Consider the following 12,628-nt stretch of genomic DNA (forward strand, 5'->3'; position numbering starts at 1 on the left):
CCCGTGGATTCGGTACTCCCTTGTGCCAACTCCCTTCCCTCCGCGCGGGAGCGTGCCATTGTTGCGCCATGGCTCAGCGAGCGTTGCCCGAGAGGGAAGCACGTCTGGGACGGCCCCACGGGGCCGTGCGGCAGGCGCCGCATGCCGTCGTACTCGTCCTGCCGGAACGGGCCCGTGGCCGCGTGTGGCGGGGCGCCGCAGCCGGGGCGGCCGCAGCCGGGACGCTGGCACGGCGGCTGGCGCGGGCCGACTCGCGGACGGACCCGCTGGTCGTCCACGTCGTGCGCTACCGCGCCCCCGACCGCGGGCGCGAGGCGGAGCGCCGCCGCCCCACCGGCTCCCCAGCCCTCCCGACCACCCCACCGGACCAGGACACACGGCCCGGCCCGCCCTCGGAGCCGACGGCCGCCACGGGTGCGGAACCGGCTGCCGAAGCGAGCGCCCTGAGCGCGGATGTGCGCCGGGAAGCGGACGGGACCGTCACGGACGCGGTCCTCCACGAGGCGGAGGAAGCCACCCGGGAGGCCGCGCGCACCGGCCACGGGGCGCCGGGCCCCCTCCGGGACGCGGGTGCCGGTGCGCACCCGTCCGACGGGCACCCCCAGGACGCGGAGGCGGACGCGGTTCCGGGCCGCGACGAGGCGGGGAGCGGTTGCGTGCGGGCCGGGGCACTCCCGGGTGGCCAGGAGGTGGAGGAGGTCGTCCGGGACGCGGAGTGGGCGGTGGAGGAAGTCGTCCGCCGGTACGGGGACGTGCCCGTCTGCCTGGTGGGCAGCGGCGTCGGTGGCCGGGCCGCCCTCCGGGCAGCCGGACACCCGGCGGTCGTCTCCGTCGTGGCGCTCGGCCCCGCCCTGGGCGGCGGGGACGGCGGGGACGGCAGGGCTGACAAGGACCGCATGGCTGACAGGGACGGCGGGGGCACAGCCGGGGACGAGGAACCGGTCCGGCACCTGCGGGACCGCCAGGTGCTGCTGGTGCACGGCACCAACGACACCCGGGCCGACCCGGAGCTCTCCTTCCGTTTCGCGGAGCGCGTCAAGAAGGTCAACGCGCAGGTGTGCCGGTTCGAGGTCCACGCCGACGGCCACGGGCTGCGCGAGTACGCCTCCGAAGTGGCCGCCCTGGCCCAGGACTTCGTACTCGGCACCCTGTGCGCCCGCGACCTGTGCCGTCCGCTGACGGACGCATTGGCGGCGCCGCCGCCGCTGGGGCTGCGGATGCCGCTGGCGAGCGGATTCGGGAAGACCCTGCGGTAGCGGCCGGTTGGCACCGGTTTCCGGATCAACCGCTGCGGGGCCCGTGAGGGCCGACGGCTGCGGGGTCCGTGGACTCGGCGCCGTCCTGGCCGGGAGGCCGCGCACGAAGCGTGGCCTCCCCGGGCGGCCGGTGCGGACGGTGTCGGCGCGGGCGGCGGCCTCGTCGGGCAGCGAGGTGGCATGCAGGTCACCTCGACGCGGGCGCCGGGGGCGTGGAGCGGACCGGCTGTCCCGCACGCGCGCCGCGCCGAGGGGCGGGGCCTATGCGCGTACCGCCGTGTGCACCGTTGTCGCCGTCAGGAAGAAGACGTCGGGGCGGCGCAGGACGCCGTCGGGGGAGGTGTCGTCCAGCAGGGTGTCGAGGGTGGCCAGGTCCTCGGCGTCGAGGCTGTCGGCGAGGTGGGTGCGGGAGCGTTCGAGGCGGCCGCGTACGTGGGCGCGGGCCACCGGGTCGAGCGGAGCGGTGTGCTCGATGAGGAAGGTGCGGCTGCCGGTGGGGGCCAGTCCGGCGGCGACCAGCAGGGCCGGCCAGTCCTCCACCGCGCGGGTGTGGCCGGGCAGTTCCTCGCGCATGGCGGTGAACCAGTCCTCCTCCACGGCGTCCAGCCGCGCCTGGAGGCCGGGGCGGCCCAGCCCGATGTCGCGGGGCAGGAAGCGGGCGGGCAGCCCGCGTTCGCGGACGGCCAGCACACCGCCGGGGCGCAGCGCGCCCGCGAACGTCTCCAGCGCGGCACGCTGGTCGCCGAGGTGGTGGACGACGTTGCTGGTCCAGATCAGTTCGGCGGTGCCCAGCCCGGGCAGGTCGTCGGGGAGTTCGGCGGTGCGGGTGGTGATCCGCGAGGCCAGCCCCTCCCGTTCGGCGCGGGCCCGTGCGCGTGCCAGCAGCCCGGGGGCGCTGTCCACGGCCACCGTCTCCGCACCGGGGAACGCGTGGGCGAGGGCCGTGGTGCTGACGCCGGGACCGCTGCCCAGGTCGAGGACACGGGTCACCTGGCGGGTGCCGGTCAGGTCGTGCAGCCAGGCGGCGGCCTCCTCCAGGAACGGCACGCTCAGTTCGGCCTCGCGTTCGAGATGCTCGGCGAGGGCCTCCCAGTCGGGCTCGGTACCGGTGAGGCCGTGGCCGTGGGCGTGGCCGCCACCGTGCTGGTGGCCGTGGCCGTGCTGGTGGCCGGGGGTGTGAGCGGATGTCATGGCTGCTCCTGCGGTGCGGAGTGGACGACGTGGGCGGGCTCGGTACGCAGCAGGCGGCCTCTGCGGCCGAGCAGGAACCTCTTGAAGGCGGCGACGGGCAGGGTGTCGGGCCGCCCCGCCGACCAGGCCAGCCCGATCTCGCGGACGGCCCGCGGCGCGGTCACCGTCAGCTCCCGTACGCCGGGCCGCGGGAAGACGGGCGGCGGCAGCAGCGCGACGCCGAGCCCGGCGGCGACCAGCCCGCGGATGGTCTCGGCCTCCTCCCCCTCGAAGGCGATCCGCGGGGTGAACCCGGCCTCGGCACAGAGCGTGTCGAGGATGCGCCGCATGCCGTATCCGGCCTCCAGGGTGACGAAGGACTCGCCCGCGGCCTCCGCGAGCCGGACCCGCTTGCGCCCGGCGAGGCGGTGGTCGTCGGGGACGACCAGCCGCAGCCGCTGCTCGTCGAGGCGGCGGGCGACCAGGTCGGGCGCGTCCGGGACGGGCGAGGTCAGGCACAGGTCGAGCTCTCCGGCGCGGAGCCGGTCGAGCATGGCGTCACCGTAGTTCTGCACCAGCGTGAAGCGGACGCGCGGGTGGTCGGCGCGGAAGGCGCGCAGCAGTTCGGGGACGGTCTCCCAGCCGAGGGTGTGCAGGAAGCCGAAGGCGACCTTGCCGGTGGCGGGGTCGGCGTCGGCCCGCACGGCCTCGGCGGCCTGTTCGACGGCGGTCAGGGCCCGCTCGGCGGACGCCAGGAAGGTGTGGCCCGCCGGAGTGAGGGAGACGGTACGGCCGTGCCGGGCGAACAGGGTCACCCCCAGGTCCTCCTCCAGGCGGGCCAGCGACCGGCTGAGGGAGGACTGCGGGATGCCGAGCTCCTGCGCGGCGCGGGTGACGTGTTCGTGCCGGGCGACCGCCGCGAACTGGGCGAGCCGCGGGGTGAGCACGTACGCCGGGGAGGCCGCTGCGGGGTGCGCCGCGGCGTCGCGGGGCGCCACGCCGCCGCCTCGCGACGGTGTGACGGAGGTGTCATTGCTGTTGCGTGACGGTGACACGCCGGGCCCCTAGCTGCGGTGATGCGTACAGGGATCGATTCTCGCACTTTCATGCATTGGACGGATGAAAGACGGGCTCGTACGTTCGAGCCATGCCTGCTCTCGATACCGGGGCGTCCACCGGCCCGGTGGACGCCTCTTCGCACTCCGCCGACACCCCCGCCGGAACCGCAGCCGCCGCAGACACGACCGCGGCAGCCGCCGCACGGACCACGGCCTCCTCGGACGCGACGAAGCTGAGCCCCGGTGATCCCGGGCACGGGCGGATGAGGCTGGCGCTGTTCGCAGCCGGTCTGTCGACGTTCGCCCTGCTCTACTCCACCCAGGCCCTCCTTCCGGAGATCTCCCGCTCCCTGCACGCCGCACCCGCGCAGGCGAGCTGGACCGTCTCCGGCGCGACCATCGGGCTGGCCGTCGCGGTCCTGCCGCTCGCGGCCCTCTCCGAGCGCTTCGGGCGCCGCCGCATGCTGACCGTCTCGATGGCGGTGGCCGTCGCCCTGGCACTCCTCGTCCCGTTCGCCCCCAGCCTGCCCGTGCTGATCGCCCTGCGGACGTTGCAGGGCGCGGCGGTCGCCGGGGTGCCCGCCTCGGCGATGGCGTTCCTCTCCGACGAGGTGCGCGGCAAGCACCTGGTGGGCGCCGTCGGACTGTTCGTGGCGGGCAACAGCGTGGGCGGCATGAGCGGGCGCATCCTCACCGGCTGGGTGACCGAGGCGTGGGGCTGGCGGGCCGGGCTGGGCGCCGTGGCCCTCACCTCGCTGCTGTGCGCCGTCGCCTTCCGACTGCTGGTGCCGCAGGCCCGGCACTTCAACCCCGTCCCGCTGCACCCCCGGCGGGTCGTCGCCACGGTCCGCTCCCACCTGGGCAACCCGCTGCTGCTGCGGCTGTACGCGATCGGGCTGCTGTTCATGGTGGTCTTCGGCGCCGTCTACACCGTGATCGGGTACCGGCTGGTGGCCGAACCCTTCGGCCTCTCGCAGGGCCTGGTGGGCTCCGTCTTCGTCATCTACCTGGTGGGTACGGCCGCTTCGGCCACCGCGGGGCGGCTCAACGCCCGGCTCGGCCGGCGCGGCACCCTGTACCTGGGCATCGGTACCGCCTCCGTGGGGCTGCTGGTGAGCCTCGCGGACAGCCTCGTCGCCGTCGTCGCCGGGCTCGTCCTCGTCACCGCGGGCTTCTTCGCGGGGCACGCCGTCGCCTCCGGCTCGGTGAGCAGCACCGCGGCACACGGGCCCGCCCAGGCCTCCGCCCTGTACCAGATGGCCTACTACGTGGGCAGTTCGGTGGGCGGTGCGCTGGGTGCCGCCGCGTTCGCCGCGGGCGGCTGGACGGCGACCGTCGCCCTGGCCCTGGGCGCCATGGTGCTCGCGGGAGGGATCACCCTGTACGCGACCCGGCGCGCGGCGATGGTCCCGGAACGGGCCTGAAGCGGGGCGCGCAGCCGCAGTGCAACCGGCCCGAAGCGGCGGGGCCGAGTTGTGAAGGTGCCCTCTGACTGCCCCTCTCGTTGTGCTCCCGGACGTGTGCGTGCGATCGGGAGCTGGTTTCGATGGGACAGATCGGCAGCGGAGAAGGGCTGCCGCTGACGGCGGCGCAGACGGGCATGTGGATCGCGCAGCAGCTCGAACCGGACAGCCCGTGCTTCCGGGCCGCGGAGGCGGTCGAGATCCAAGGGGCCGTCGACACGGAGCTGTTGGAGCGGGCGCTGCGGCGTACCGTCGCCGAGACGGAGGCTCTGCGTGTCTCCTTCGTCACGCGCGCCGGTGGCGGAGGGTCGGCACCCGGCGAGGACGAGGGGCCCACGCCCGGCGAGGCGGAAGCCGACCGGGCGAGCCGGGGCGCCGCGCCGAGCCGCACGACAGCAACGGCGGGCGGGACCGGGGGCGCTGGGGACGCCGGGAACCCCCGAGGCGTCGGGGGTGTCGGAGACACCGGGGAGTGCGTCCGGCAGATCGTCGAGCCGTGCGAGGACTGGCCGCTGCCGCTGGTCGACCTGCGCGAGGAGCCCGACCCGGACGCCGCCGCGCACGCCTGGATGTGGGCCGACCTCTCACAGCCGGTGGATTTGCACCGCTCCCGGGTCTTCACGTTCGCGGTGCTGCGTACGGCCGACGACCGGTACCTGCTCTACCTGGCCATCCACCACATCGCCATGGACGGCTACGCCATGTCGCTGTTCCTGCCGCGGCTCGCCCGCATCTACACCGCACTGGAGAGCGGAACCCCCGTCCCCGAGTCGGAACTCGGCCCCCTGGCCGACGCCGTGGACGACGAGGCGGCGTACCACCGCTCGGAGCGGGTCGTACGGGACCGGGCCTACTGGACCGAACAGCTCACCGCCTGGGGCTCCCCCGGCCGCACCCCGCGGCACTGGCGGGGACCGGCCCGCTCGTTCGTGCGGGAGACCGGATACCTGGAGCCCGAGGCCGCGGTGGGCCTGCGCGCACTCGCCCGCGGGGCCCGCACGGGCTTGGCGACGGCGGCGATGGCGGCGCTCGCCCTGTACGTGCACCGGCTCGGCGACGACGCCGGATGCGACAAGGGGGCGGAGGGCGCAGGGGAGACAGGGCCGTCGGGCGGCGGCGCGGACGGCTCCGGGGGCGACGTCGTCCTCGACGTGACCGTCACCGGGCGCGGCGGGGCGACCCGCGACGTGCCGTGCATGCTCGCGAACGTCCTCCCCCTGCGGGTGCCCGCCCCCGCGCGGGGCACCGTCGACGAACTGCTGCGGCGCACGGCCACCGGCGCCAAGGAACTGGTGCGGCACCAGCGGTACCCGTTCTGGTACCTGCTGCGGGACGTGGGGGCCGCGCGGGCGGCCGGCGGCGACGGCAGGTCCGACTGGGGCATCAACGTCATGACCCACGACCCCAAGATCACTTTCGGCCGTCACCCCGCCGTCCTCCACAACCTGTCCAACGGCCCCGTCACCGGCATGGCCGTCAACGTCTACGACCGGCCCAGCGACGGCTCCCTGCGCATCGACTTCCAGGCCGACCCGGCGGCGTACCCGGCCGAGCAGGTCGCCGCCCACCTCCGCCGCTTCCTCACCCTGCTGCGCTCGCTCGCCACCTGCCCGGGCACGCAGCGCGTGGCGGAGCTCGACCTGGTGACCGAGGCCGAGCGCAGGCAGGTGCTCGCCTGGGGACGTGGGCCCGCACTGGCGGTGCCCGACACCCCGTTGCACGCCGCGTTCGAGCAGCGGGTACGGGAGGAACCCGGCGCCGTCGCCGTGGTGTGCGGTCCCCTCGCCGAGGCGACCGTGCTCACCCGCGGCGCACTGAACGCGCGGGCCAACCGCCTCGCACACCTGCTGCTGGAACGCGGCGCGGGCCCCGGCACCACGATCGCCCTGGCGCTGCCGCGCAGCGAGGCGTACGCCGTCGCCCTCCTTGCCGTCCTCAAGACCGGCGCCGCCTGCCTGCCACTGGAGAGCGGACACCCCGCCGAACGCACCCGGATGATGCTGGCGGACGCCGCACCGCTGTGCGTGCTGGCCGACCGGGCCACGACCGGCGCCCTCTCGACGGCCCCGCCGGGCGGCCCCCCTGCGGTGGACGGCGTCCCGTTCCTCCTGACCGACACCACCGAGACCGACCACGCCCTCGCCGCGCAGCCCGCCGACGACCCCGCCCCGCGCGAACTGCCGCGGCCCGCACGGCCCGACGACGCCGCATACCTGGCCTTCACCTCGGGCAGCACCGGCCGCCCCAAGGGCGTCGTCGTCGAGCACCGGCAGCTCGCCAACCTCTTCCACGACCACCTCGCCGCCCTCATCGCCCCCGCGGCTGCCCGGCGCAGCCCGGCAGGGGCCGCCAGGCTGCGGGCGGGCCTGACGGCCTCGTTCTCGTTCGACACCTCGTGGGAAGGCTGGCTGTTCCTGGCGGCCGGCCACGAGGTGCACCTGGTCGAGGACGGGGTGCGGCACGATCCGGCCGCGCTCGTCGAACGCATCGCGCAATGGAACCTCGACTTCCTCGACGTCACCCCCTCCTACCTGCGGCAACTGCTCGACGCCGGGCTGTTCGCCGGCGAGGGCCCGCACCCGGGCACCCTCATGGTCGGCGGGGAGGCGCTGGACGCGGCCCTGTGGCAGCGGCTGCGCAACCTGCCGCACACCACCGTCCTCAACTACTACGGTCCGACCGAGTGCACCGTCGACGCCGTCTGGTGCCGCCTCGACGCGCAGGGTGACCGGCCCGTCATCGGGCGGCCGCAGCACAACGTCCACGCATACGTTCTCGACCGCTGCGGGCGGCTCGTCCCGCCCGGCGTACGCGGTGAACTCCACCTGGGCGGCGCCCAGGTGGCCCGCGGCTACCTGGGCGCCGACGCGGACACCCTCACGGCCCAGCGGTTCGTCCCCGACCCCTTCGACGAGGGCCGGCCCGGTGGGGCCGACGCGCCTGGTGCGCCTGGTGCGCCCGTCGCGCGGATGTACCGCACCGGTGACCTGGTGCGGTGGACCGAGGACGGCGTACTGGAGTACCTGGGCCGTACGGACGCCCAGATCAAGGTGCGCGGCGTACGGATCGAGCCGGGCGAGGTGGAGGCCGTACTGGCCCGCCACCCGCGTGTGGCCCACGTCGTGGTGGCGGCCCAGCGCACGGGCTCGCCGGAGGGGCCCCTCCGGCTCGCGGCACACATCGTCCCCGCGCCGCGGCCACCCGGCGACGCCACCCGCCACCACCCGGCCGGTCACCGCCCGACGGGCCCCGGCACCACCGGCAACGGCACGATGACCGGAAACGGCCGGACAGGCACCGCAGGCCCGGGCGGGGCCACCCCGCCCGGAAACGACCAGCTCGGGGCCACCTCGCCCGGAAACGACCAGCTCGGGGCCACCTCGCCCGGGAGCGGTCAGCCCGGGAGCAACCAGCCCGGCGCCACCCCGACCGGAAGCGGTCAGCTCAGGAGCAGCCAGCTCGACGCCACCCCGACCGGAAGCGGTCAGCCGGGGAGCGGCCAGCCCGAAGCGACCCCAACCGGAGGCGACCGGCTCGGGAGCGACCAGCCCGAAGCGACCCCAACCGGAGGCGACCGGCTCGGGAGCGGCCAGCCCGGAGCGGCCCCAACCGGGAGCGGCCAGCTCGGGAGCGACCAGCCCGCGAGCGACCAGCCCGACACCGCCCCAACCGGAAACGGCCAGCCCGGAAGCGACCACCCCGACGCCGCCCCGACCGGAGGCGGTCGGCTCGGGGTTGCCCCGTCCCAAAGCAACCGGCTCAGGGCCGCCCCAGCCGAAAGCAGCCAGCTCCCGGCCGCCCCAGCCGGAAGCAACCGACTCGGCGCCGCTCCGGCCGAGAGCAGCCAACCCGGGGCCGCCTCAACCGGGGGCGGCCCCGCCGAGAGCGGGCCTATCGGGAGCGGCCCTGCCGGCAGCGGGCCTGCCGGAAGCGACCGGAACGGATCTGGGGCGACCGGGACCGGCGATCCGACCGGGACCGGCGGCCTCAACGGCGCCCAGCCGACCGGGACAGCCCCGCCGGAGGCCGGCCCGGCCACGACCGGCCCGGCCACGATCAGCCGGGCCACGACCGACCCGTCCCCAACCGGCTCGACCGGAACCCACTCCACCGGCGTCGGGGTCGGCGGCCCGATCGACGAGGTGGAGCTCGACGACACGGAGTTGCGGCCCGCCGCCTTGCGCTCGTGGGCGGCCCGCCGTCTGCCCACCGCCATGGTGCCCGCGGTGTACGTCACTCACGACGCACTGCCGCTCACCCCGCAGGGCAAACTGGACCGCGCCGCCCTGCCGACCCCGGCCGAGGTGGCCGTCCCCGCTCAGGACGCCCCGGCACGCCGGGCACGCACTCCGCGGGAACGCGCCCTGTGTGCCCTCTTCGCCACGGTGCTCGGCGTACCCGAGGTCGGCCTGGACGACGACTTCTTCGCCCTCGGCGGCCACTCCATGACCGCCACCCGGCTGCTGACCCGCATCCGCGCCGACCTCGGTGCCGACGTGTCCCTGGGAGCGCTCTACCACGCCCCGACCGTCGCCCAGTTGGTGAAGCTGCTCGACACGGCGACCGGGTCGGCCCCCGCCGCGGACGACGCCTACGCCATGCTGCTGCCGCTGCGCGCGGCCGGTGACGACCTGCCGCTGTTCTGCGTCCACCCGGCGGGCGGCCTCGGCTGGTGCTACGCCACACTCCCCCCGCATCTGCCGCCGACGGTTCCCGTCCACGCCCTCCAGGCCCAGGGGCTCCGCACGGCGGACGGCCCCCTGGCGACGACGTTCACGGAACTCGTCGCCGCGTACGTCGTCCAGATCCGCGCCGTACAAGAACACGGGCCCTACCGGCTGTTGGGCTGGTCCCTGGGCGGCGCCCTCGCCCACGCGATCGCCGCCCATCTCCAGGCGGAGGGCGAGGAGATCGAGCTGCTGGCCCTGCTGGACGCCGCACCGGTCGATCCGACGGTCCGCGTGAACCCGGCCGCGCACCCGCAACTGGTCCGGCGCCTGGTGGCCGAGGCCCTCGGCTCCGGCCCGGCCGACGACGCCCAACTGGCCGCGGTCACCCGCATGCTGACCCACTACGCCGCCCTGCTGCCGACCTGTACCGCCCCCGCCCCCTGCACGGGCCCGGCCCTCTACGTCCGTGCCACCCGCACCGACCCGGCCCACGCCCCCACTCCCCCACCCACCCCGGAGTCCTGGCGCCCCCTTGTCACCGGTCCCCTCACCGTCCACGACCTCCCCTACACCCACGCCACCCTGGGCACCCCCCACGCCATGGCGGACCTGGGCCGCCTCCTGGGGCCGTACCTGACCGGGCGCTGAGCCATCGCCGACGGCCCTGCCCGCCGGCGGGCCGAAACCCGCGCCTGCCGTCGGCAGCCGACGTGCGAGATTGCGTTCGGTGACGGTGATGAGGTGGGATCGCGCTCGCACGCATGCAGGCGCGATCCCGTGCTGGACGAGAGCGGAATTTGTGATCGGGCAGCCGAGCGTGACTCACCTTCACCTCAAGAGCGATGGCGACAGGTCATTAGCGATGGCGACAGGTCATTTCAGGAACCTGAGAAGCCGCCACCAATCATGAACAGGGGTCCAACGACGAAAATCGATCCAACCGCTCGAAGGTTTCCCGGACGGGCTGAACTTGAGGTGGGGAGATTGTTTGAGAAAACTCGAAGGCGCTCTCCGTGAAACCTGTGAAATCGGTGATGAACAGCACCCCCAGGACCAAGAACGGGAGGCCCCAGCAGCCCAACAGCATGACTGGCCTTCCTGTCAGCTTCCGGTTCCCTCCCGCTCTGGTCTCAATCCTGATGAAGCGACCAGTATGCCGATCCCGTCTACCCCAAGCGCAGGTGTGCGGTCCCGCTGGCGGGGCCCCAGGAATGCATCGACGTTTGCAATTCCCCCGTCGCTGCGTCGTGCAGAAAGGAGACCAGACCCACTACCGCAGTCGAAGCGCCCTCTGTGGACCTCCCGTCGCTGACGACGATGGCCCATCACCCGGACTCGGATACGTTACGGGGCCACGCGAGCAGAGCCTCGGCTGCCTGTCCAGCAAGCAGGCGGCCTTTCGGAGTTCGAGAACTCATGCATCGCCTCCGCCTCCAACTGGCGGGGCAGACCTCCGGGCGCAACCCCTCACCTTGTCGTGCGTTCGGGGTGCGCGGGTCGAGAATGTGGGCCCGTCCTCGGTGCCGTGACAGAAGCACTACCTCGGGCAACGGTGGACGCGCCCACCCCGCCCCGCACCCGAACGCCGGGGTCCTGTTGTCATCCGATGCGGTCCAGGATCAGGGGGGTCGGTTCGTACGGGGCGGACTCGGCCACCTCGAAGGCGCCTTCGAGGGCCTTCTCCGCGTAGGGGAACGTCTCCGGGGTGTCCGTGTGCAGGGTGAGCAGCGGCGCCCCCGCCGTGACGTGCTCGCCCGCGCGGGCGTGGAGTTCGACGCCCGCGCCCGCCTGGACGGGGTCCTCCTTGCGGGCTCGGCCCGCGCCCAGGCGCCAGGCGGTGAGGCCGACGGCGTAGGCGTCCAGGCGGGTCAGCACGCCCGAGTGCGGGGCGGTCACGACGTGTTGCTCCCTGGCACGGGGCAGGGTGGCGTCCGGGTCGCCGCCCTGGGCGGCGACCATGCGGCGCCAGACATCCATCGCGGAGCCGTCGGCCAGGGCCTTGGCGGGATCGGCGTCGGACAGGCCCGCCGCGTCGAGCATCTCCCTCGCCAGGGCGAGGGTCAGTTCGACCACGTCCGCCGGGCCGCCGCCCGCCAGGACCTCCACCGACTCGCGGACCTCCAGCGCGTTGCCCGCCGTCCGGCCGAGGGGGGTGTTCATGTCGGTGAGCAGGGCGACGGTGCGCACCCCGTGGTCGTGGCCCAGTTCCACCATGGTGGCGGCCAGTTCGCGGGCGTCGTCCACGTTCTTCATGAACGCGCCGGAGCCCGCCTTGACGTCCAGGACCAACGCACCCGTCCCCTCCGCGATCTTCTTGGACATGATCGAGGAGGCGATCAGGGGCAGGGACTCCACCGTGGCCGTGACGTCCCGCAGCGCGTAGAGGCGTTTGTCCGCCGGGGCCAGGCCGTCGCCCGCGGCGCAGATGACGGAGCCGACGTCGCGCAGGACGTCCATCATCTCCGGGTTGGACAGCGACGCCCGCCAGCCGGGGATCGACTCCAGCTTGTCCAGGGTGCCGCCGGTGTGGCCGAGGCCGCGGCCCGAGAGCTGGGGGACGGCTGCGCCGCATGCGGCGACGAGGGGCGCGAGGGGGAGGGTGATCTTGTCGCCGACGCCGCCGGTGGAGTGCTTGTCGGCGGTGGGCCGGGGCAGGACGGAGAAGTCCATGCGCTCGCCGGAGGCGATCATGGCGGCGGTCCAGCGGGAGATCTCCGCGCGGGTCATGCCGTTGAGGTAGACGGCCATGGCGAGGGCCGACATCTGCTCGTCGGCGACGGCGCCGCGGGTGTAGGCGTCGACGACCCAGTCGATCTGCTCGCCGGTCAGCTCCTGGCGGTCCCGCTTGGCGCGGATGACGGAGATGGCGTCCATGGGCGTACTCCCTGATTCCTTCCGGGGGTGCCGGTGGGCTCCCGTTGGTGCTCGGCAGGTGTGCTCGGCGAGCCCGCTGCGGGCCTTGCCGGCGGGCCCTTGTCCGGGGCCCTTGTCGGCGGGCCCCTGCGCGGTGC

6 protein-coding genes are annotated in these 12,628 nt (G+C 74.6%); 3 read left to right on the forward strand and 3 right to left on the reverse strand.

Annotation, left to right across the window (positions count from 1 at the left end; all coding sequences use genetic code 11):
• Positions 1-455: 455 nt before the first annotated feature.
• Positions 456-1,256 carry an alpha/beta fold hydrolase gene (locus H297_RS34300; protein WP_486589401.1) on the forward strand — a complete coding sequence of 267 codons (801 nt, stop codon included), beginning with the start codon at positions 456-458 and terminating at the stop codon, positions 1,254-1,256.
• 261 nt (positions 1,257-1,517) lie between these two features.
• Here H297_RS34300 and H297_RS0103710 read toward each other — a convergent pair whose 3' ends face one another.
• Both H297_RS0103710 and H297_RS34305 read right to left on the reverse strand, forming a co-directional pair.
• Entirely contained in the window at positions 1,518-2,447 is a 930-nt protein-coding gene (locus H297_RS0103710) for a methyltransferase (protein WP_027735950.1), read from the reverse strand.
• Complete coding sequence (locus tag H297_RS34305) at positions 2,444-3,424, reverse strand: LysR family transcriptional regulator (protein ID WP_051351455.1); 981 nt, start codon at positions 3,422-3,424, stop codon at positions 2,444-2,446. The genes H297_RS0103710 and H297_RS34305 overlap by 4 nt, the downstream gene beginning before the upstream one ends.
• A gap of 149 nt (positions 3,425-3,573) precedes the next feature.
• On the opposite strand from H297_RS34305, the gene H297_RS0103720 reads away from it, so the two are divergent.
• Positions 3,574-4,908, forward strand: coding sequence for an MFS transporter (locus H297_RS0103720; protein ID WP_027735951.1), 1,335 nt, complete (start codon positions 3,574-3,576; stop codon positions 4,906-4,908).
• 122 nt (positions 4,909-5,030) lie between these two features.
• Entirely contained in the window at positions 5,031-10,265 is a 5,235-nt protein-coding gene (locus H297_RS41120; RefSeq protein WP_051351456.1) for a non-ribosomal peptide synthetase, read from the forward strand.
• 951 nt (positions 10,266-11,216) lie between these two features.
• Here H297_RS41120 and H297_RS0103735 read toward each other — a convergent pair.
• On the reverse strand, positions 11,217-12,491 hold the full coding sequence (locus H297_RS0103735) for a thymidine phosphorylase (RefSeq protein WP_027735953.1): 1,275 nt from the start codon (positions 12,489-12,491) through the stop codon (positions 11,217-11,219).
• Between the last annotated feature and the right edge of the window lie 137 nt (positions 12,492-12,628).

The organism is Streptomyces sp. CNT360, assembly GCF_000424785.1.